Source organism: Myxococcus sp. XM-1-1-1 (assembly GCF_020037095.1).
GTDB lineage: Bacteria > Myxococcota > Myxococcia > Myxococcales > Myxococcaceae > Myxococcus > Myxococcus fulvus.
In genome coordinates, this window is record NZ_JAIQDH010000003.1 from 624,011 (window position 1) to 646,192 (window position 22,182).

General features: G+C 69.8%; 15 protein-coding genes. 2 read left to right on the top strand and 13 right to left on the bottom strand.

All coding sequences use genetic code 11. The features are described from left to right. Positions 1-190: 190 nt before the first annotated feature. Entirely contained in the window at positions 191-5,113 is a 4,923-nt protein-coding gene (locus tag K8640_RS10310; protein ID WP_223746878.1) for a myxosortase-dependent M36 family metallopeptidase, read from the top strand. Positions 5,114-6,080: 967 nt separating this feature from the next. Here K8640_RS10310 and K8640_RS10315 read toward each other — a convergent pair. The 3 genes from K8640_RS10315 to K8640_RS10325 all read right to left on the bottom strand — a co-directional run bounded on the left by K8640_RS10315 (position 6,081) and on the right by K8640_RS10325 (position 8,706). Continuing rightward, on the bottom strand, positions 6,081-6,830 hold the full coding sequence (locus K8640_RS10315) for a hypothetical protein (RefSeq protein ID WP_223746879.1): 750 nt from the start codon (positions 6,828-6,830) through the stop codon (positions 6,081-6,083). 123 nt (positions 6,831-6,953) lie between these two features. Continuing rightward, positions 6,954-7,160 carry a hypothetical protein gene (locus K8640_RS10320; protein WP_074957590.1) on the bottom strand — a complete coding sequence of 69 codons (207 nt, stop codon included), beginning with the start codon at positions 7,158-7,160 and terminating at the stop codon, positions 6,954-6,956. A gap of 100 nt (positions 7,161-7,260) precedes the next feature. Then, entirely contained in the window at positions 7,261-8,706 is a 1,446-nt protein-coding gene (locus tag K8640_RS10325; protein WP_223746880.1) for a C39 family peptidase, read from the bottom strand. 168 nt (positions 8,707-8,874) lie between these two features. Between K8640_RS10325 and K8640_RS10330 the strand changes: the two genes are divergently transcribed. After that, complete coding sequence (locus K8640_RS10330; protein WP_223746881.1) at positions 8,875-9,867, top strand: hypothetical protein; 993 nt, start codon at positions 8,875-8,877, stop codon at positions 9,865-9,867. Between the two features lie 64 nt (positions 9,868-9,931). Here the strand turns inward: K8640_RS10330 and nadE are convergent, their stop codons facing one another. The 10 genes from nadE to K8640_RS10380 all read right to left on the bottom strand — a co-directional run bounded on the left by nadE (position 9,932) and on the right by K8640_RS10380 (position 22,136). Continuing rightward, a complete protein-coding gene (gene nadE, locus K8640_RS10335) occupies positions 9,932-10,927 on the bottom strand; it encodes an NAD(+) synthase (protein WP_223746882.1) in 996 nt (331 codons plus the stop codon). Positions 10,928-10,949: 22 nt separating this feature from the next. Further along, complete coding sequence (locus K8640_RS10340) at positions 10,950-12,527, bottom strand: class I adenylate-forming enzyme family protein (protein ID WP_223746883.1); 1,578 nt, start codon at positions 12,525-12,527, stop codon at positions 10,950-10,952. Positions 12,528-12,722: 195 nt separating this feature from the next. Continuing rightward, positions 12,723-14,690: an asparagine synthase (glutamine-hydrolyzing) gene (gene asnB, locus K8640_RS10345; RefSeq protein WP_223746884.1), complete on the bottom strand. Its 1,968-nt coding sequence runs from the start codon at positions 14,688-14,690 to the stop codon at positions 12,723-12,725. Positions 14,691-14,702: 12 nt separating this feature from the next. Continuing rightward, complete coding sequence (locus K8640_RS10350; protein ID WP_141323149.1) at positions 14,703-14,957, bottom strand: acyl carrier protein; 255 nt, start codon at positions 14,955-14,957, stop codon at positions 14,703-14,705. 91 nt (positions 14,958-15,048) lie between these two features. Then, positions 15,049-15,639: a DapH/DapD/GlmU-related protein gene (locus K8640_RS10355; protein ID WP_141323150.1), complete on the bottom strand. Its 591-nt coding sequence runs from the start codon at positions 15,637-15,639 to the stop codon at positions 15,049-15,051. Beyond that, entirely contained in the window at positions 15,636-16,139 is a 504-nt protein-coding gene (locus K8640_RS10360) for a DapH/DapD/GlmU-related protein (protein ID WP_223746885.1), read from the bottom strand. Before K8640_RS10360 ends, K8640_RS10355 begins: the two co-directional genes overlap by 4 nt. 46 nt (positions 16,140-16,185) lie before the next feature. Then, positions 16,186-17,049, bottom strand: a complete 864-nt coding sequence (locus tag K8640_RS10365; RefSeq protein ID WP_223746886.1) for a hypothetical protein — start codon at positions 17,047-17,049, stop codon at positions 16,186-16,188. Between the two features lie 187 nt (positions 17,050-17,236). Next, positions 17,237-19,642 (bottom strand): ABC transporter permease, encoded by a 2,406-nt coding sequence (locus K8640_RS10370; protein WP_223746887.1) that lies wholly within the window; start codon positions 19,640-19,642, stop codon positions 17,237-17,239. 148 nt (positions 19,643-19,790) lie between these two features. Beyond that, positions 19,791-20,471 carry a hypothetical protein gene (locus K8640_RS10375; RefSeq protein WP_223746888.1) on the bottom strand — a complete coding sequence of 227 codons (681 nt, stop codon included), beginning with the start codon at positions 20,469-20,471 and terminating at the stop codon, positions 19,791-19,793. A 168-nt stretch (positions 20,472-20,639) separates the two neighbouring features. Then, positions 20,640-22,136 carry a mechanosensitive ion channel family protein gene (locus tag K8640_RS10380; protein WP_223746889.1) on the bottom strand — a complete coding sequence of 499 codons (1,497 nt, stop codon included), beginning with the start codon at positions 22,134-22,136 and terminating at the stop codon, positions 20,640-20,642. Positions 22,137-22,182 lie beyond the last annotated feature (46 nt).

Here is a 22,182-nt window from a genome sequence, read left to right on the forward strand (position 1 = left end):
ACGTGAATTCCTGGCATTGGCCGTCAGGCTAAGCGTCTATCCTGGGTTTGCTGGCACCCTGAGGGAGTGAGTTCAGGGGGGCCTATTGTGTTCATAACAAAATAGTAAATAACCTCTGGACGCCCCAGCCGAGCAGGCGTCCGACGGCGAGGGGCCCTCCTCCTCAAACCCCCGAAAGAGGTTGTCGTTCATGAAGCGTCTCTGGATGGGCACAGTGAGCGCCGTGCTCGCCGTGCTGATGTGGTCCCCGCCGGTCTCCGCGCGAGGGGCCTCGGTCGATGCCTTCCTCCGCTCCCCGGCGGATCGCTCCCTGCCTTCGTCCGCGGCGAACGCACCCCAGCGCGGGCTGCGCATCAACAGCGTGGAAGGCCGCCTGGGCGTCCCGACGTTCGTCTTCAGCGAGCGCGCCCTGAACGCGACGTCGGCCCCGAAGGCCGCGCGTCCCCTGACCAAGGCGAGTGTCAATGCCTCGGCGCGCGAGCACCTGCGTGGCGTGGCGGACCTGTACCGCCTGAACTCGACGGATGTGGATGGCGCGGAGCTGCGCCAGGTGCACCTGCCCAAGGACAACGAGGGCGCGGTCATCGCGACCTACGGTCGTCGGGTCAACGGCATCGAGGTGTTCCGCAACGAGGTCAAGGTGGTGATGGACCCGAGCCAGCAGCTCGTGGCCATCTCCGGCTACCTCCAGCCGCGCAACAAGGATGACGAGAAGAACGCCCAGGCCTCGGCCTTCCGCGTCTCGGCGCCGCAGGCGATTGCGCGCGCGTTCCAGGACGTGACGGGGGCGTCGCTGGATGCCCGGGCGCTGGCGCCAGCGGGCTCGCAGGGCGACTACAGCCACTACCAGGTGGACCGCAACCTGCTCTCCACGCACGGCTTCGGCGATGCGCCGCGCGCGAAGAAGGTCCTCTTCCCACTGCCGGACGGCCTGGTCCCCGCGTACTACGTGGAGGTCAACGCGGGCCTGGCGAGCAACCCGGACGCGAACTACGTCGCCTTCGTGGTCAACGCGCAGGACGGCTCGGTCCTCTTCAAGCACGACCTGACGAAGTCGGAGGCCTTCACGTACCGCGTGTGGGCGGACCCGACGACCAAGCTGCCCTACGACGGTCCCCAGGGCAACGACGCCACGCCGCACCCCACGGGCACGCCCGACGGCCACCAGGAGCCCCTGGACAACCCGTCCAACCTGGTCACCCTGCAGAACTTCCCGTTCAGCAAGGACGACCCGTGGCTGCCGGCCAACGCGCAGGTGACGACGGGCAACAACGTCGACGCGTACGCGGACCTGGGCGGCACTGACGGCTACCAGGAGGGCATCGACCTGCGCGCGCCGCTGAGCAACGCGGGCTCGCGGACGTTCGACTACACGTTCGACGTGACGAAGTCCCCGGCGTCCAGCTCCGAGCAGCGACTGGCGGCGGTGGTGAACCTGTTCTACGTCACCAACTTCCTGCACGACTGGTTCTACGACGCGGGCTTCGACGAGGCCTCCGGCAACGCCCAGATGAGCAACTACGGGCGCGGCGGTCTGGAGGGCGACAGCCTCCGCGTCGAGGCGCAGGACTTCGGCGGTCGCAACAACGCCAACATGGCCACCCCGGCCGACGGCGCGCGTCCCCGCATGCAGCAGTACATCTTCGATGGCGTCGCCGAGCTCACCGTCTCCGAGCCGTCGCCCATCGCCCGCGGCTACCTGACGTACAACGCGTCGTTCGGCCAGCGGGTGTACGACGTCTCCGCGGACTTCGTCGTGCCTCCCACGCACGAGGACCCGGCGATTGCCTTGGGCTACCGCCTGGGCTGCGCGGACGCGAACGGCGCTGACCCGTACGGCGGTCAGAAGCTCTTCACGGGCAAGGTCGCCCTCATCGAGCGCGGAAACTGCAGCTTCGCGTACAAGGTCCTCAACGCCCAGAACGCGGGCGCCGTGGCCGTCATCATCACCAACAGCGCCGCGGGCGTGCTGGGCACGATGGGCGCCAGCGGCGTCGCGGCGATCGACAACGCGATCACCGTCCCCGCGCTGATGGTGTCCAAGCCGGACGGCGATGCCTGGCGTACGGCGCTGGAGTCGGCGTCCGTCAAGGGCCGCCTGCGCCGCAACGCGGACCTGGATCGCGACGGTACGCTCGACAACGAGATCATCGCGCACGAGTGGGGGCACTACATCTCCAACCGCCTCGTGGGTAACAGCTCTGGCTTGACGAACAACCAGGGCGGCTCCATGGGCGAGGGCTGGGGCGACTTCCACGCGATGCTGCTGTCCGTCCGCGAGGAGGACCGTAACCGCGCTGGCAACAACAACTGGCAGGGCACGTACGGCATGGCGGGCTACACCCAGGCCGGTGGCCGCAACAACGGCTACTACTGGGGCATCCGCCGCGTCCCGTTCAGCACGGACCTGACCAAGAACGGCCTGACGCTGCGCCACATGGCGGACGGCACGACGATTCCCGCCAACGTCCCGTCGAACCCCGACTACGCCGGCTCCAACAACGCCGAGGTGCACAACTCCGGCGAGGTCTGGGCCACGATGCTGTGGGAGTGCTACGCCAGCCTGCTCAATGCGCACCCGTTCAGCGAGGCGCAGGACCGCATGAAGCGCTACCTGGTGGCGTCGTACAAGGCCACCCCGTCGTCTCCGACCTTCCTCGAGGGTCGTGACGCGCTGCTGTCCGTCGTCGCCGCGGCCGACCCCGCCGACTACCAGCGCTTCGTGGCCGCGTTCGCCAAGCGCGGCGCCGGCTTCGGCGCCCGGGTGGCGGACCGCGACAGCGCCGACCACATCGGCGTGGTGGAGAGCTACCACACCGGCAACGCGCTCGAGGTCGTGAGCGTCACGCTGGATGACTCCTCCGTGGGCTGCGACAAGGACGGCATCCTGGATGCCGGCGAGACGGGCATCCTGCGTGTCACGCTGCGCAACGTGGGCGCCGAGAGCGTCAACGGTGTGACGGCCACGGCGGCCTTCAACGAGTCGAGCGCGGGGGTCGAGGCGACCTTCGGCGGCGGGAGCACGCTGACGTTCGGCAACATCGCGCGTGGCAGCACCGCGGTGGCGAGCATCCCCGTCTCCCTGACGGCGGCGCCGGCGCAGGCGAGCGGCGCGCTCGCCGTGCTGGGTGTGGACGTGACCTTCCCCATCACCCTGCTGCAGGGTGGGACGGTCCACGAGTTCCGCTCCAACGTGAACTACGACGAGGTCGCCAACTCCTCGGACACGGACTACGTCGAGACGCAGAACACGAGCTGGACGAACTCCACGTTCAACTACCGTCCGCTGTGGCAGAACGGTCATGCCACCACGGGCTACTGGCACGCGGCGAACGAGTCGGAGTCGCGTGACATCCGCCTGACGTCGCCGCTGTTCGACGTCGCCCAGGGCCAGAACTTCGTGCTGTCCTTCTACCACCGCCACTCGTTCGAGTCGGCCGTCGTCCAGGGCGCTTGGGTGCACTTCGACGCGGGCGTCATCGAGGTCTCCGTCGACGAGGGGCCGTGGGAGAACTGGTACCTCTACCTGACGGCGGCCGAGCGGGCGCGGCTCACGAACCAGGGCAACATCGACACGGGCAACCCGTACGTCGGTGGCTGGCCGGGTTACGTGCGCATGAGCACGAACTACCCCAGCTTCATCCCGGCCCAGACCAACTTCGGTCGCATCTTCGGCGGACACCAGGTGCGCCTGCGCTTCCGCCTGGGCACGGATGGCTTCGTGGGTGCGTACGGCTGGGATGTGGCGAACATCCGCGTCACGGGCATCACGAACACCACGCCGTTCTACTCGCGCGTCGCGGAGACGGGCTCTGGGACGTGCAACGTGGCGCCCATCGCCGAGCCGGGCATCTCCCAGACGGTGACGGAGTACATCGTCAACCCGAACGGGACGCGCACGCTGCGCGTCATCACGCTCAACGGCTCCGCGAGCTTCGATCCGGATGCCGTCGCGGGCAGCACGCTGACGTACGCGTGGACCCAGATTGGCGGCCCCGCGGTGACGCTCACGGGCGCCGACACGGCGACCCCGAGCTTCACGGCGGAGGTTCCCGCGGCCACCATCTTCACGTTCCAGCTCGTGGTGAGCGATGGCACGGACTCCAGCCACCCGCGCGTGGTGCAGGTCCTGGTCAACAACGTGAACGCGGCGCCCGTCGCGGTGGCCCGCGTGAAGGACAACGGCCCCACGACGGTGGACGAGCGCTCGGGCAGCGTCACGCTCGACGCGACGGGGTCGTCGGATGCGGACGGCGAGCCGCTCGACTTCGCCTGGACGCAGACGGCGGGCCCGGCGGTGGAGCTGGATGACGACACCAGCGCCACGCCGACCTTCACGCCTCCCGAGGTGACGGCGGACACGGCCTTCACCTTCACCCTGGTCGCCAGCGACGGCATCGCCGCGAGCGCTCCGGCGACCATCACCATCACCGTGCGCAACGTGGACCGTGCTCCCGTGGCGAACGCGGGTGAGAACCAGACGGTCAACCAGGGCAGCCAGGTGACGCTGAACGGCAGCGCCACCGACGAGGATGGCGACACCATCACCTACGCGTGGACCCAGACGGCGGGTCCGTCCGTGACGCTCACGGGGGCCGACGCGGCCACCGCGACCTTCACGGCGCCGAGCGTGACGGGGAACTCCGTCGACCTGACGTTCAGCCTGGTGGCCACGGCCGCGGGGCAGGCCAGCGCGGCGAGCACGGTGACGGTCACCGTGACGCGCACCAACACCAAGCCGGTGGTGAGCGCGACGTCGAGCTACACGGTGCACGAGGGCTCGGGCGTGAAGCTCACGGCCACGGGCACGGACGCCGACGGTGACGAGCTGTCGTACCGCTGGGTGCAGGTCGCGGGTCCCACGGTGAAGCTGGATGGCGCAGAGACGGCCCAGGCCTACTTCGTGGCGCCCGAGGTCTCCGAGACGACCATCTTCCTGTTCCGCGTCCGGGCGAACGACGGCGTGGCCAACAGCGACACGGTGGACGTGGCGGTGACGGTGCGCAACCTGACGGACAGCGGCGGCTGCACCGCGGCGGGTGGTAGCGCCACCAGCGCGCTGCTGCCGGCCCTGGCCATGTTGGGCCTCGCGCTGCGCCGTCGTCGCAAGTAATGAAATGAGCCCGCCGGCCTCCGTGTGAGGTCGGTGAGCGGAGTGTGAGGGGCGGTCCCGGGATGTCTTCCGGGGCCGCCCCTTGTTTTTCAACGGGCCCGTGTGCGAGGTGCTCGGGGAGGAAGTGAGGATGCGGATGACCAGGACGTGGAATCAGGCGCTGCGGTGGACGTGCTGTGTGGCAATGGTGTGGGCGCTCGGGTGCAAGGGGGGAGGGGAGGAGCAGCGTCGTGACGCCGCCTCGGCGCCGGAGACAGCGCCCGCTGCCGAGGCCCCCAGGTCGGCGGACGTGCCGGAGTCGAAGGAGCGCCCCCGGGTGGCAGAGCCGGAAGTGGACGCCGGGCGCACGGTCTGCCCGGAAGGTCAGTACCTGTGCTGCGACGGGAGTTGCGGCGACAGCAAGGGATGCCCTGGCATTGCGTGCGACCCGCGCCGGATGCCGCCGACCATGACGAAGTAGCGGCCCCGGCGCGCAAGCTCGTGCGCGCCCAATGACTTGCATGGCGTGGAGGGGCGGGCGACGGCGCTCCTACTCGGGAGTGCTCTGCTCCCAGGGATTGACACACCGGGTTCTCCGCCTGTTCGCGGGAGCGTCGGCTGCGTCAATCGTGCTGGGGAGATCCTTCCCGTAGTAGGCGAATCGCAGCTCAACGAGCTTCTTCGCGCCATGGGCACGGACCACGAGTGGCGTGCCCGCGAGGATGCCTCCACCGGGAGGGCCCGGGGCAGGTCATTCCCTGGCGCTGCCCATCGCTCAACTCAATGTCTTCGTCGAGCACGACGAACTGGGCGGGGCCATACCACCCGTCCAGAATGTAATCCCGAGCAATGATGCTTGAGAGAATCCCCAGGAGAAAGCCGCCGAGGATGGCAATGGAGGTCCTGGTTCGTGACATTGAATGGCGCTCTCGCGCATGCCCGCGGAGGTCTGTCTTTGCAAGCGCAGACCTCCTTGTGAATCATTGCGTTACTGGTCGCCGAAGCGTCCCTCGCGAGGTCCGCGAGGGCGGGAGTTCATCTGCTCCTCGCGCCGCATGACCTGGTACTTGGCCAGCTGCTCCGCGTCGAGCATTCCCTTCATGACCTGGTCCGTCTCCTCGCGCTGGGCTCGGAGGGCCTGGCGGATGTCACGCGCGGACTTCGTCCCGGCGCGGACCTCATCGAACAGGGTGTTCCGGGACGTCTCCTCCTGCTCCAGCCGGCGCGTCAGCTCCTGCTCCTGCGAGTAGTTCAGCTTCGCCTCGGACACCAGCCGCTTCACCCGCTCCTGGCGCTGCTCCTGCCCGCGGACCTGCGCCTGCATCCACTCCTCCTGGCGCCGGTTGAGCTGCTCGGTGCGCATCTCCTGCTGCACCGAGCGCATCACGTCCTTCAGCGCCTCACGCCCGCCCTCCGTCGTCAGCGTCTCGCCCGCCATCAGCCCGCGCACCTCGTTGCGCAGCTGCTCCAGCTCGCCCGCCGCCACCGCGGTGCCTCCGCCCGCGGGCGCAGTGCCGGGCTGCTTCTCCAGCTCCATCAGGCGCCGGGACAGGCTCAGCGTGGTGTCCTCGAGCGCCTGGATGCGCCGCTCCAGGGCCTCCTGGTTCGCGGGCCGCTCGGCGACGGGCTCGGGCGTCTGGGACGGGGAGGGCGCCTCGACACGCCCGGGGGCCCAGAGGGCCACCGCGAGCGCGGCCGAGGCGAGGACGAAGGAGGCGGGACCCATTAGCTTGTTCATGGCTTCTCCGACGGGGACGGCAACGACGTATTCCATACCCCGTCGCGCCCACCTGGCTCCACCCCGTCGTGGCCCTCCGGGCGCCAGGCCCTCGCGCGGCTCCTCGCCCGAGGGCCCTCGGCTTCAGCTCCGGGGCTGCTCGGCCTTCGCCGGGTCGTCCATGTCGATGGGGCCCTGACCCGGACCCAGCGGCAGAGCGCACTCGTCGCACATCCAGAAGCGGACGATCATCCCGTTGTCACCCGTGGAGACATAGGTGGAGCCGACCACCTCGCCGCCCTCGGTCTTCTTGCAGGAAATGCAGGTATGCGTCTGCTTGCTCTGCGTCATCTGGGAGTCCTCGGGGTGTGGAAACGCGGACGGACCGACACCCTCACCGGAGTGCCGGTCCGCTCGAAGCCTACTTCACTCCATCCAAAGTCGGGTCATCTCACCCGATGGACATCTGGTAGCCGCCGTTGGGGTTGGAGTTCAGGAAGTGCCGCATCTGCTCGGGCGTAATCGTCTTCACGTTCGCGTCCGCCGGGTCGCGCACGATGAAGTTGCCCTTGGCATCCATGCCCGCCACCGTGACGTAGTGGCCGGACGTGCGGCCCTCGTTCTGGTGCGGCGGCATCGCGTGGTAGTCGCCGTTGGCCACCACCAGCTTGCCCTGCTTGAGCTGGTCGGCGATCCACTCCACGTTGGCGCCTGGGCCCTTCGTCACGGCGTCCTTGCCCATCGCCTTGGCCATCTTCGCGATGCCGTTGACGTCCGTGCCGTTGCCCGACGTGCCGCCAATCCTGCCCAGGTGGTTGATGAGCTGGGCATCCGTCATGTCCTTGCCGTATCCAAAGGCACGCGCGATCTGCGCCATGGACGTGGGGCCGCAGTTGGCCGGGCCATTCGTATACGAGCCGTCCTTGCCCGCCGGGCTGTACTGGCTGATCTGCGGGACCTTGCTCGGGTCCACGCGGCCGTCACCCGTCACCGGCGCGGCGCCGTCCGTGGCCTGCGGGCCCGTGGGCTTGGGGTTCAGGTCCACCGGCCCCGGCTTGTTCGTGCCCGGCGTGAAGGTGCTCTGGTCCTTGCCCGCGATACCCGGCAGCTTCAGCGTGTCGCCCGCGAAGATGAGGTTGGGGTCGGTGATCTTCGGGTTGAGCTGGCGGATCTGGTTGATGACATCCCAGTGCGAGCCCTCCATGCCCTTGGCCTTGAGCTCGGAGGCGATGCCCCACAGCGTGTCGCCCTTCTTGATCTCCCGGTCCGACGCCGCCACGGGCGTGCGCGAGTCGTCCGTCTTGCCCGGCGTGAGCCCCGGCTTGTTGCCCGGCTTCGACGTGTCCGTGCCACCCACCGTGGTGTCGGGCACGTTGGCCGTCGTCCCGCTCGGCGTCTTGCCGCCCGGGAACAGCCGGCTCATGTGGTTCTGGATCTTGTTCTGGTAGTCGTAGCCCCGCGCGTCGTTCATGTTGCCCGCGCCCCGGTGCCACTCGCGCGCGGCCGCCATGCCGCTGCCGTGCTTCTTGGTGAGCTCACCAATCGTCTTCGCCAGGAACTCCATCTGCTTCTCGGGCGGAATCGTCTTGGCGTTCGCCCCGCGGCCCACCTGCATCCCGGACCACTTCTCGAACGAGGGCAGCAGGCCGTTGTCGTCCAGGCCGATGAGCCCATGGCCCGTGCCGTCCGCGTGCACGCCGTGGTTCTTGAACGAGGACTCCTGCGCGACGATGCCCGCGAGCACCTTCGGGTCCGCGCCGTACTTCTGCGCGTACTTCTCGATGTACGGCCAGAGCTGCTGGAGGTTGAGCTGCGCGTCGCGGCCCTGCGGCAGGCCCTCGGCCTGCGCGGAGGTGGGCGAGTACGTCTGCTGGCGACGCTCGATGCGAGGAGACATGGGGTCACTCCACGAGTGGAGAAACAGGGGGTGTGGGAACGACTGATGACCGATTGTCGGCGGCTGAGAAAAAGAGTTGCGGCGACCCAGGTCGGTTTGGCCTGACTTCCGGGTTCGGAGAGCGATAGGAGTCGCCCTGTCTGGGTGAATCCACACAAGGAGTCGCGAATGAATGCACTGCGTTACGGACTCGTGACTGGCGCGGCATTGTGTCTGTGGGCGGGCCTCGCGGCCGCGCAGCAACAGCCGCTCACGGGTGTCTATGCCAAGGAGGGTGGCACCCTCGTCGTGCTGGAGGGCGATGGACAGACGCTCGTTCAATACGAGTCAACTTTTCCGCAGGGCCAGAGCATGGGCGCCTGTGAATGCACCTTCGCTGTCCAGAAGAAGACCTCTCCGAAGTCGTGGGCCCTGACGACCTTCCAGTCCCAGGGGAAATGGACGCTGGACCTGGAGTCCAACAAGCTGGTGCTGAAGGGGCCTGGGACGGACTGCTGCGGGGCGGGGTGGTCCGGACAGGACAGCTTCTCGCGGCCATTCAGCCGAGCGCTGTCGACGTGCACGGTGAAGGCGAAGGAGGCGCGCCTGCAGCCGCTGGATGGGAGTCGGCAGGGGCCCACGGTGGTGACCGGGGACAGGGTGGAGGCGCACGCAGCGTCACCGCTGCCGGACGTGGTGCCCGTGCGCGTGGTGAAGGGGACGCAGGTTGTCACGGGCCTGTTGCCGGGCGGCGAGCTGGAGTGCGGGACGCAAGCGGCTGGCGTCGAGGCGGCGTCCTCCGGGGCGCTCAAGGCCCTGGCCGGCAAGTGGCTTCAGGTGAGCCGCAAGGGCAAGGGCTACCTCATCGAGGAGTGGTGCGGGGCGAACACGCCCTCGGTGACGGTGGACGCGGCCGGGTCCATTCTCATCGACTTCGGCCAGGATGACCTGACGGGCCAGGTGAAGTCCGTGAAGTCCGAGGCCCGCGGCGGCTCGACGCTGCAGGTGGCCTATCCGAGCGGTGCCAGCGAGACGCTGACGTGGACCGTCACCGACGCGAAGCGCAACGTGATGCGCGTGCAGGGTGGGAAGGACTACTTCCGCGAGGGATATCTCTACGTGCGTGACGACGCGCGCAAGGACATCCCGGTGAAGGCGGAGGCCTGCGAAGAGGAGGAGTAGTCGCCCCTGTTCGCGAGGGACGGGAGGCGAGCGTGCCTCCCGTCTTCTGTCACGGCGGCGCGTTTCAGCCGAGCTTGAACGGCTCCAGCTCCGGCACCTTCTCCAGCAAGAGCGGCGGCGAGTGCAGGTAGGCCGTGCTGCGGCGCTTCTGGTCGATGTCGTCGTAGACGCGCTGCACCTGGGTGGGCGTCAGGCCCATCACCTGCGCGGCCTCGTCCGTGGGCACGTCGTGGTTCTTGGCCCACATGAGCAGGTCCAGCTGCGAGTAGTGCACGGAGAAATAGAAGTCCTCCTGCGACTGGGGGAGGCTGAACGTGTCCGTGGTCGGCTCGCCGCTGGTGATTTCGTCGATGACGCCCAGGTGCCTGGCCAGTTGATATGTCTGGGTTTTGTAGAGGCCGGCGATGGGCTTCACGTCCGCGGCGCCGTCGCCCAGCTTCACGAAGAAGCCCTGGTCATACTCCAGACGGTTGGGCGTTCCCGCCACCGCGAAGTTCAGCCGGTCCGCGTGGAAGTAATCCATCATCTTCCGCGTGCGCTGCTTGAAGTTCGTCGCGGCGACAATCTGGGTATAGGCCTGGGGCGGCAGCCGGAAGCGGCGCTCCTCGCCATTCACTTGCACCACGACGTAGAAGAAGTTCACCGCGTCCGTGTTGAGCCGGTCGCCGTGCATGACAATCTTCCACTTCATGTCCGGGGTGAACTCCGGGAAGACGGAGCGCACGGCCTCGTCGCGCTGGCGATAGCAGCCCGCGGCCTCGAGGATGGGGGCGATGTCGTGGAGCTGGTATTTGATTCCCAGCTTCTCGCAGAGCTTGCGGCCCAGCTGCGAGCTCCAGCCGCTGGAGTCGCGCTCGGGCAGGAGGATGCCGAAGACGCGCTCGGGGCCCAGGGCCCGCACGGCCAGCGCCGCGACACACGCGGAGTCGATGCCGCCGGAGATGGCCACGACGAGGCCGCGCTTGCGCAGCTTCTTGAGCACCGTCTCGCGCAGCCCCTCGGACAGCTCGGCCGCCTTCGCCTCCCAGTCCAGCTCCAGCACCTGCTTGGAAAACTTCATTGTGTGACCCCTCTCGAACCCTTCACGACGAACCGATGGATGAATATTGGGTGCGCAGCTCCGCCTTGAGCACCTTCCCACTGGGCCCTCGCGGCAGCGCGTCCGTGAACACCACGTGCCGGGGCACCTTGTGCGCCGGCAGCGATTCCCTGCAGAAGCGCCGCAGCGTGTCCTCCTCGACTGCGGCTCCTTCCTGGAGCACGACCACGGCGCAGGCCGCCTCGCCGCCCAGCGGGTCCGGGACTCCCACGACGGCCACCTCGCGCACCGATGGGTGCCTCGCGAGCTGATGCTCCAGCTCCGCCGGGCTCACCCGGTGGCCGCCGACCTTGAGGATCTCCTTCGCGCGTCCCACCAGGAAGATGAAGCCCTCCGCGTCGCGCCAGGCCAGGTCTCCGGTCCACAGCCAGCCATCGCGCAGGATGGCCGCGGTCTCCTCGGGGGCGCCCAGGTAGCCCGGCGTCACGTTGGCGCCGCGTGCCACCAGGTGGCCTGTCTCGCCCGTGGGGAGCGCCTTGCCGTCCTCGCCGACCACGCGCAGCTCGACACCGGGAATCGCCACGCCGATGGAGCCCGCCTTCTCCGCGGCCCGCGTCGGGGGCAGGTAGCTCAGTCGCGCCGTGGCCTCGGTCTGGCCGTACATGACGTACAGCTCGGCGGGGTAGAGGGCTTCGCGCGTCCACTGGATGGTGTCCGGAGACATGCCGCCGCCGGCCTGGGTGGCGTAGCGCAGACGGAGCTTCGAGAGGGCCTCCGCGCCAGCTTGCCGCTTGAGCAACTCGAAGGTGAGCGGCACGCCCGCGAAGCCGGTGCTGCGCTCCTGGGCCATCGCCTCCAGCACCACTTGTGGGTACATGAAGCGCGGGTCCAGGAACACCGAGCCGCCCACGAGCAGGTGGGTCTGGAGGACGCTCTTGCCGTAGCAGTAGTGCAGCGGGAGGACCAGGTGCGCCCTGTCTCGTGAGGACAGGCCCAGGTACTCGACGATGGAGCGCGTGTTGGCGGCGATGTTGCCGAAGGTCTGGATGACGCCTCGGGGCGTGCCGGTGCTGCCGGAGGTGTAGACGATGGACGCGTGGGCGTCGGAGGGCGTGGAGGGCAGGGCGGCCAGCGGTGGAGCCTTTGCCTCGGGGTCCACTGCGCCGTCCTCTTGCACCCACGTGCAGGTCGCGGGGGCGAGCGCCTGGAGCATCCGCTCCGGTGGGCGCGTGGCGTGAATCACATACACGTGTGTCAGGCCCGGCTTGCCGGACCACTTGCGCGCGTCCTGTCCGAAGACGAAGGCCTGTCGCGCGCCCGTCTGTGCGAGGATGGCGTCCACGGATGTCGCGCCCGTCTCACGGTCGAGCTCCACCGCGCATGCTCCCAGGGCCTGCACCGCGAGCCCTGCCACCGCGCCCGCCGAGCCGAGGGGCAGGGCGATGAGCACCTTGTCTCCGGCTGACACGCCCGAGGAACGCAGGTGCCCCGCGAGCGCCGTCATCCGCTCCGCGAGCTGCGAGTACGTGAGCCGGGTCCACGGCGAGTCCACCGCCGAGGCCGTGGGGGTGCGCTGCGCGTGGGCCATGACCCACGCTGGTGCGGAGTCCGTCGCGCTCACGCGACCTCCTGAAGCACGGCTGGTTTAATCGCGGCGAAGATGTGCGCGGGGAGGTCGCGAGTAATCACGCGACCTTCCGATGCGGGAAATCTGTGGTTGCGGCGAGGCGCGAGACCGTCGCGAGGGTTCACGCGACCTCCCGATGCAGGACATGTGCGGACGCACCAGCGCTCCGCACGTGAGCATCACTGCCGCTCATGCCGCCTCCAGCACCACGGCGTCGAGGTCCGCCTGCGGCGGTGCGCGCGGCGTGAGGAAGTGGTGCGCGAGCAACTGCGTGGACGCAATGGCGAACAGCGCCATGGTGTCCGCCTCGCTCTCCGCCGCGTTGGGCGCGCGCAGCTTCGCCACGAGCCGCTCCGCCTTGCGCGCATCGAACACGTCCACCTTCGCCACGGCCTCGGGCGCGAGCAGCTCCCTCGCCCACGCGGGCGCCTCCGGTCCCACCAGCGCTCCGGCGATGGGCGCACGGTACGGGAACTTGCTGCGCTCCAGGATGGACGCCGGAACACGGCCCTTCGCGTAGCGCTTGAGCACGTGCTTCTCGTCCAGCCCCTTGAGCCGCATGCGCTCGGGGATGCGTGCCGCCAGCTCCATCACCGACGTGTCGAGGAATGGGAAGCGCCCCTCCACCGCGTTGCCCAGCAGCATCCGGTCTCCCTGCGCCGACAGCAGGTATCCCGACAGCAGCGTCTTCGCCTCCAGGTACTGCGCGCGCGCCAGCGGCCGCCAGCGGGCCACGTGTGCGGGCACCGTCGAGAGCACCGACGCCGTCGGCTCCTCGTCCGCCACGCTCGCCGCGAAGTCCGGCGCCAGGAGGCGCGAGATCCGCCCGCTGTTCGCCCACCGCACCAGGTGCGAGAAGCCCAGGCTGCCCGGGTCCTCCAACCCCATGCCGAAGAACTCGCGCAGCAGCTCCACGTTCTGCTGGCTCACCGACAGGGTGGGGTAGAGCCGACGAAGCAGCAGCGGCCGCCACTTCGACGCCGGCTGCCGCGCCCAGAACTGCCGGACCTTCGTCTCCTTGAACAGGTCGTAGCCCAGGAACATCTCGTCCGAGCCCTCCCCCGTGAGCACCACCCGGATGCCGTTCTGCCGCACCCACTCGCTCAGCCGCAGGAACGGCGCGGGCGCCGAGCGCATCATCGCCTGCTCCGCGTGGAAGATGACGCCGGGCACCAGCGTGCCGATGTCCCCGTCGCGCATCTCCACCACGCGGTGCTCCGTGCGAAGCTCCCCGGCCACCGCGGCCTGGTGCTCGCGCTCGTCGAACCGCGCGTGCGCGAAGCCCACCGAGAACGTCCGCAGCGTCCCACCCAACTGCCCCTGCGCCAGCGCGCACAAGAGGCTCGAGTCCAACCCGCCCGACAGGTACGCCGCCACCGGCACATCCGCGCGCAGCCGCAGCCGCACCGCGCGCTCCAACGCCTCGCCCAGCTCCTCCTGGATGCGCGCGTCGCTGGCCGTGCTCGGCTCCACGCCGAAATCCAGGTCCCAGTACCTGAACGTCTCCAGCACCCCCGCGCGGAACCGGGCCGAGTGCGCGGGCGGCAGCAGCCGCACCCCCTCGAACGACGTGCGCGGCGCCACCGGCGACCACAGCTGGAACGTCTGCTTCAGCCCCCGCGCGTCCAGCGCGGGCGTCACCAGCCCGCTGGCGAACAGCGCCTTGGCCTCCGAGCCGAACGCGAGCTGTCCACCCGGCAGCTCCGCGTAATACAGCGGGCAGATGCCCACCCTGTCGCGAGACATCCACAGCGTGGCATCCCGCGGGTCCCACAGCGCGAAGGCCCACTGCCCCTCGAACCGGCGCACACAGTCGATGCCCCACGTGAGGAACGCCGCGAGGATGACCTCCGTGTCCGAGCGCGTGCGGAACGCATACCGCCCGGCGAGCTGCTCGCGCAGCTCCACGTGGTTGAAGATCTCCCCGTTGAAGACGACGGTGAGCCCCGTCGCCGCGTCACGCATCGGCTGGTGGCCCCCCTCCAGGTCCACGATGGACAGCCGCGTGTGGCCCAGGGCCACCCCGTTCAACACCAACGCCCGCTGCGCGTCCGGGCCCCGGTGACGGATGCTCGCCGTCATCCGGACCAGCCGCTCGCCCGCCTCGGCCCCGGCGCCCCCTCCCGCCGGGTAGGTGAATCCCGCGATGCCACACATGGCGCGCTCTTTTCAGCCCGCTTGCGGCAGGCGCTGGTTCTGCTTGCGCTCGACGAACGCCACCACGCGCGTCAGCGAGTCCAGGTTCTCCGGAACCAGCTCCTTGTCCTCCAGCTTGATGCCGAAGTCCGACTCCAGGAACGCCACCAGCTCCATCATCCCCGTGGAGTCGATGAGCCCCTTGCGCAGGAAGGAGTCGTCATCGCCGAAGTCGTCCACGAAGAACGTGTCGACGATGAAGGTACGGATGCGTTCACGAATGCTCACGGTAGGACGTCCTGTCTGGAAGTGCGGTGGTGAAGTGATGGAACAAGCCGGGCGCGAAGCAAGACGCGCCCGGGACGAAGACTTGAGGTGCTCAGCTGCCCGTGTCGCGGGAAACCAGCTCCAGGCTCATGTTGCGCGCGGGGTTGCCCATGGCCAGCGTGTCGGGCGGCACGTCCTGGGTGACGATGCTCCCGGCGGCGACCACCGAGCGCGCTCCCACGCGCACGCCGGGCATGATGATGGCGCCGTGCGCCACCCAGACATCGTCCTCGATGATGATGGGCGCGGTGTGGAGCCCATCCCGGTCTCCCACGCGCACGAACGACGCGAACATGCACCGGGCCCCCACGCTCACCGAGCGCCAGGCCTCCAGGCACACCCCGTAGTTGAACTGCGTCTCGTTCCCGATGGTGAGCTGGCCACCCGGGTGGCACACGAGCGAGCTGGGCAGCATCCCGCCGGAGAACGTCAGCCGATCCCCGAGGACCATCTCCCCTTCGTTGTGCACGCTCACCGGCCCATAGGCCGCCACGTTGCGCCCCAGCGACTGGACGGCGCGGAACTGCCAGCGCGCGCGCACCATCGCCACCGCGCGCTCCGCGCGAGGCCGGGCCGCCCGGCCCATCTCCTCCAGCTGGGCGACCACTTCGGGAATCCGGACGAATGGGCTACGCGACGTCATCCCATCACCTCCCTGCGCAGCACCCTCGCGGGCGCTCCCCCCACCGTCACCCCCGCCGGAATCCGACGCGAGATGACGGTGCCGGGCGCCACGGTGCAGCCCTTCTGCAGCTGCGCGCCCGGCAACAGGATGGCACGACTGCCCACCGTCACGCCCTCCTCGATGACCAGGGGCACCGACGGAGGCCGCTCATGGCGGTTTCCCCTCAGCGGGTGGTGTTGGTTGTCCATCACCTTGCTGAACGGCCCCAGCCGGGCGCCCCGGCCCACCGAAATCGAGCTGAGCGCCTCCAGCGACGCGCCTCCCTCGATGTGGGCCTCGTCCCCCAGGATGATGACGCTCTGGGGCGACATGGCATGCAGCTCGATGGGCGCCAGCCGGCCATCCAGCACCACGCGGTGTCCCACGAGCACCCGGCCCGCGCCGTGGATCCACACGCGGCCCAGCACCGTGGGCGAGTCCCCTATCTCCTGACAGCGCCTCAACTTCAGGCGCGCCATGAGCTTCCCCCACTCGCGCGACAGTGATTGATGTAACGGCCTCATGTCACGGCGTGGCCTGGACCGCGGGGATGGGAGGCTGCACCACGGGCGCGGGCAGGCCGGCCAGGAAGTTGAGCAGCTCGGTGGCCAGGCGCTTCTGGGCCGCCGCGTTCAGGTGGCCGCCGTCATCCGAGTAGCCCGGCACCATGGCCGGCCACGTCTGGCCATTGAGCTCGTACGTCTCCCGCGAGCCGTCGGGCGCGGTGGACTCCAGGCGCGCCAGGTCGAACAGGGGCTCCTTGTCCGCGTACGTCTTGCGCATCAGCTCGTTGAACGTCTCGCGCTGCACGTTCTCCGCCACGCCCCAGACGGGCCGGCCGAGCAGCTCCTTCAGCCACGCCTTCGCGCCGCGCTGCACCGTGGTGAGCGGCGCCGTCACGTGCACGAAGGTGGTGCCGGGGTGGCGCGCCTTCAGGCCCTCCATGGCCACGCGGTACTTCTCGAACAGCGCGCGCGTGTCCGTGGCCCCGTTGATGTCGATGTAGCAGAACTTGAAGAAGGCCACGTCCGTCGACTTCGCGAGCCCCGCGTCCATCAGCCGCTCGAAGTCGGCGATCTTCGACTCGGGCTTCTCGTTCTGTCCCACCATGGCGTGCGCCAGGGTGCCGGGGGCCAGCGACTCCGTGGGGCTCTGCACCTCCACCACGCGCGGCACCACGCCCTGGGCCGAGTTGGGCAGCGCCTTGACGCCGTCCAGGATGTTGCCGCCCACCGACTGGTGGCCGAAGAAGATGCGACGACCCGACAGCTTCTCCAGCGGAGCGCTCGGCGCGGAGGCCTGCGCCACCGCGCCGTGCAACGCCATCAGCAGCATGGCGGGCAAAGCCAGCACGCTCACGCGAACCAGAAACGTCCAGTCGAAGTGCATGCGGACTCTTAAACCCTTCCGTCGGCAAGCGTCAAAGGGCAGCCGAGCAGGACGTCCGCTGGTGCCCGTAAACGCGTGGAACGCAGGGGCTGGGGCGAAGTCACCCCATGCCTGCCCGCCGAGCTGGCGCGGGCCCGTGGCGGGGCCTTGAAGCTGCCTGGGCGCGGCGTTCCGCCAGCGGCGGAAGCTACTCCGCGCGCAGTGACACGGACGGTGACACCCGACTGGCGCGCAGCGCGGGAATCCACGTGGCCAGGAGCGACACCAACCCCAGCGCCGCCGCGACTCCCAGGAACAAGCCCGGCTCGTGGGCCTTCACACCATAGAGGAGCGCCGCGAGCAGGCGCATGCAGCCGAAGGCCGCCAGCAGGCCCACCCCCACGCCCAGGAGCGTGAGCATGAGGCCCTGACGCATCACCAGCCCGAGCACCTGTCTGGGGTGGGCGCCCAATGCCAGGCGGATTCCCAGCTCCCGGGTGCGCTGGCCCACCGCGTAGGCCATGACGCCATAGACGCCCACGCCCGCGAGCACCACGGCGAGCGCCGCGAAGGCCGCGAGCAGCCGCGCCGTCGCCAGGGGCCGGGATACCTGCCGGTCCATCCGGTCGACGAAGGGGGCCACGTCGTACGCGGGCTGCTCCGCGTCCACGGCCTTGAGCTCCTGTCGCACGGCGGCCACCAGGGTGGAGGGCTCGCGCGAGGTGCGCAGCAGGATGGACATGGTGCGCACCGGGTACTGCTCGTACGGCAGGTAGGTCTCCGGCTGGGCGGGCTCCGTCAGGCGGTTGTGACGCACGTCCGCCACCACGCCGACGATGTCGCGGAAGGGCTCGTTGTCGCTCCAGCCCAGGCGAACCCTGCGGCCCAGCGCCTCGCCGCCGCCGAGGAACTTGCGCACGAAGGCCTCGTTGACGATGACGCTGGGGGCGCCCTTCTCCGAGTCGCGGCCGTCGAAGTCGCGTCCCTCGCGCAGCGCGACGCGCAGGGCCCGGAAGTAGCCCGGCGAGGCCACCCGGTACTCGGTGACGTAGCGCAGCCCCGAGTCCCGAGGCGCCCCCTCCAGCGTGAAGTCCCCGTTGGAGTTGGTGCCCCCCAGCGGCGCGTCGTTGACCATGCCCACGCTCTCCACGTCCGGCAGCGCGCGCAGGCGCTCGAGGTAGTCGGCGAAGAAGCCGCGCTGCTGGTCGGGGCCGCCATACTTGAGGTCCGGCAGCGCCAGCCGCGCATGCAGCACCCGCTCCGCGTCGAAGCCGGGGTCCACCGCCTGCAGGTTGCGCAGCGTCCGCACCATCAGCACCGTGCCCACCAGCAGCACCAGCGCCAGGGCCAGCTGCACGGCCACCAGCCCGTTGCGCAGCGGGTGATTGGCGCGCGCGCCCGCCGCGCTCCCGGACTGCTTGAGCAGCGGCAGGACGTCCGCACCGGAGGTGTGCAGCGCGGGCGCCAGGCCGAAGAGCAACCCGGCGCCGAGCGACAGCGCCACGCTGAACAGCAGCGCGGGCACGCTCAGCTCCACCGGCGTCATGCGCAGCATCGAGGGCGGCAGGAGCGCGCGCACCAGCTCCATGCCCCACATGACGAGCAGGAGGCCCACCAGCCCGCCGACGAGGCCCAGGAGCACGCTCTCCGCCAGCGCCTGCTGGATGCGCCGACCCCGACTGGCCCCGAGCGCCGCGCGGATGGCGCCGTCCCGCTGCCGCGCCAGCGCCCGCACCAACAGAAGGTTGGCCACGTTGGCGCAGGCGATGAGCAGCACGAAGCCCACCGCGGCCCAGAGCGCCCACAGCACCGGTCGCGAGCTGGACGTGAGGTAGCGCTGCCACAGGTCCGTCGTCACGCCGTGGGCCTTCTCGCCCGGCGCGCCCGGCCGGGCGATGAGCTGGGCCACCCGCGCCAGGTCCGCCGTCGCCGCCTCCAGCGTGACGCCCGGGGCCATCCGCCCGATGACGCTCATGTAGTGGTTGCCGTGCTGCTCCGGGTTGAGCCAGTTGGGCAGCCACACGTCGACGTCCTCGGAGAACTCCGGGAAGGTGAAGCCCTCCGGCAGCACGCCCGCGACGGTGTACGTGCGCCCGTCCAACCGCACCGTCCCGCCCACCGCGTCGGAGGCTCCGCCCAGCGCCTTCTTCCAGAAGGCATGGCTCACCACCACGCTGCCCGGGGGATTGCCCGGCTGCGCGTCCTCGTCCCGGAAGTCGCGCCCCTGCGTGGGTGTCACGCCGAGCGTCTGGAAGAAGTTGGGGGTGACGCGGGCCGCGCGGACGCGCTCGGCGGAGTCCGCGCCCGTGCGGCTCATGTCCCGACGGGCGAAGCCGGCCAGCTGCGCGAACGAATGGCCATGCTCCCGCCAGCCGAGCAGCTCCGGCGGGGACACGGACGCCTGAGGGAAGTCCAGCTGCTGGCACCACAGCCGCACGAGCGCCTCCGGCGCCTGGAAGGGCAGGGGCTTGAGCAGCATCGCGTGGATGGCGCTGAAGAGGACGGTGTTCGCGCCGATGGCCAGCGCGAGCGTCACCACGGCGGCCAGGGTGAAGCCCGGCGTGTGCCTCAGCGTGCGCAGCGCGTAGCGGAAGTCCTGACGAAGCGAGTCCATGGCGGGCCCCCGAAGCGAAGGCCATGCCAGCCCTCCTGGAGCGAGGCAACCCCCCAGGCTCCCTGGAGGGAGGCCCGCCGCGGGCTCCGCGCCGTTCGCGGATGCGGGAAGCCCGTGTCCCGGAAGCGGACACGGGCCCCGCGGGCCGTCAGTGGAAGTTCCAGCGGCCGGCGATCTCCTCGCAGGCGAGCACGACGTCCTGGAGCCGGCGCTGGCGGGCCTTCGGCGCGACGAACAGGCGGCCGGCGAACACGTCGAAGACGCCCACCAGGCGCGGGTCCACGGGCCCCTGCTGCTCCAGCCGCTCCTCGGCGAAGAGCTGGAGCACGGTGGCGATGTACTGGCCGGCGCGCTCGTCGAGCGGCGTGTGCTTGGAGAAGTAGAGCTTCAGCACGCCCGAGCGCATCTGCCCGCGCGCGTCCACGCCCCGGAGGAGGACCTCGGGGCGCACCTTCACGGCGACGCCGGCGAGCTCCAGGGGCGCGAGCTCCGGGTCCGCGGGGCTGGCCACGGCGCGGGTGGCCAGGTCCTCCGTGGCGACGAGGCAGCGCTGGAGCGCCTCCGCGCACAGGGCGAGCCGGTGCGCGTCGAAGTCCGAGTCCGCCTGGGCGTTGAGCATCCGGCGCTGGTGGTAGCGCAGGATGACCTCGTCCCGGCCCTCGCAGAGGAACTCGGTGATGGCCTGGGCCGCCGCGGGGTAGCGCAGGTACTGCGGATCCACCGGGTTCTTCTGTCCCTGGATGATGCGCTTTCGCAGCGACGGCGTTCCGGTGAGGTACTGGCCGAGCTGGTTGACCGAGACACACGGGTTCTCACGAGGGGTGGTCATGTCGACGACTTCCTTTCCGGTAGCGGGAATGAAGAGAGACTACCGGAAGGGTCTGACATTCCCTCGGAGACGGGGCGGCCTGGAGGCCCCCAGAAACGCACCCCCTGGCAGGTAGGGTGGGCGGGCACGACCAGGGCGGGGAAGGGGCTTCGGGAGGCCCGGTGCGGGCTACTCGTGGTGGGAGCCGTGCAGGCCGAAGATCTGGCGCAGGCGGCCGAGGATGCGGCCCACCTCGGCGGGGATGGGGTCCCCGGTGGCGCCGCTGGCCTGGGCCACGGCGCGCAGCTGGGTGCGCCGCTGCGCGAGGATGGAGGACAGCTGCCGGGCCAGGTTGGGGTGCTCGCCGAACAGCCGCGCGAAGGTGGGCCGGTCCACCTCGAGCAGCAGCGAGTCCTCCAGGGCCACCACGGTGGCGGCGCGCTTCTCGCCGGTGAGCAGCGACATCTCGCCGAAGTAGCCGCCCTGGCCCAGCCGCGTTACCTCGGACTGGGACTTGCCGGCGCGCACGCTGACCTCGCCGGAGGCGAGCACGTAGAACGTCCGACCGTCATCGCCCTCCTGGATGATGTGCTCGTCGCGGCCAAAGCGGCGCACGTGGACCTCCTGGCCCAGCCGCTCCAGGTCCGCGTCCTTCAGCGGCTCGAACAGGTCCACCGCGCGCAACAGGCGCAGCACGGTGTGCGCGGGCAGCTCCGGCCGGGCCGCGTCCTCGCGCATGCGCACCACGCGGTGGGGCACGGGCGGCTCGATTCCGTCGCGCCGCATCCGGTACCACAGGCGCGTGTGCACCTCCGCGATGGTCGCGTCCGCGAGCGAGAAGTCGTTCACGAAGAAGCGCAGCATGTAGCGCACCGACTGCTCGTCGAACGCGAGCGTGCGGGCGATGGGCGGCGGGTCCACCAGCACCTGCGGAATCTCCCGCGCCACGTCCAGCAGGGCCGCCTTCATCACGTTGGGCGGCGTTTCGTACGTGGCGCGCACCTGCATGTCCACGCCCACCGGCTCGCGGTCCTGGTTGAACGTCTTGAGCTGCTCCTTGGCCACCATGGAGTTGGGCAGCGTCACCAGCTCACGGCGGAACGTCATGATGCGGATGGAGCGCCAGTTGACCTGCGCCACGCGCCCCACGTGCTCGCCGATGCGCACGAAGTCGCCGACCTCGAAGGGCTTGTCCAACTGCAGGGACAGGCCCGCGAAGAGGTTGCCCAGCGTCTCCTGGAGCGCCAGACCGATGACCACCGACAGCACCGCGGACGTGGCGACCAGGCCCGTCAGGTCCAGGTCCAGCTGCGTCTGGACGATGGGCACCGCGGCGAGCGTGTAGAGCAGGAAGTCGATGACGTTGCGGAGGATCTTCGGCGTCCCCACCGACGTCGAGCGCAGCCGGGCCAGCTTCAGGCCGAAGCCCACGCCCGCGCGGATGACGCCGAAGGCGAACGTCAGCATCCAGGCGACCTGCAGCGCCTTCATCGGCCCGGGCGGCGTGGTGGCGGGCAGCGCCCAGGCGCCCACGCGCAGGATGAGGAACATCACCATCAGCCGCAGGGCCCCGGTGAGGTCCCGCTTCAGGTCCGCGTCCTGGCTGGAGGCCCGGGTTCCCAGCAGCACCAGCGCCAGTATCGCGCCGACGGCCAGGGACAGATTGCTCTGGAGGAAAGGCAGCAAGGCCCCCTGACTCTCTCCCGCGCGTACATGGGGGGTCAAGGCAGCG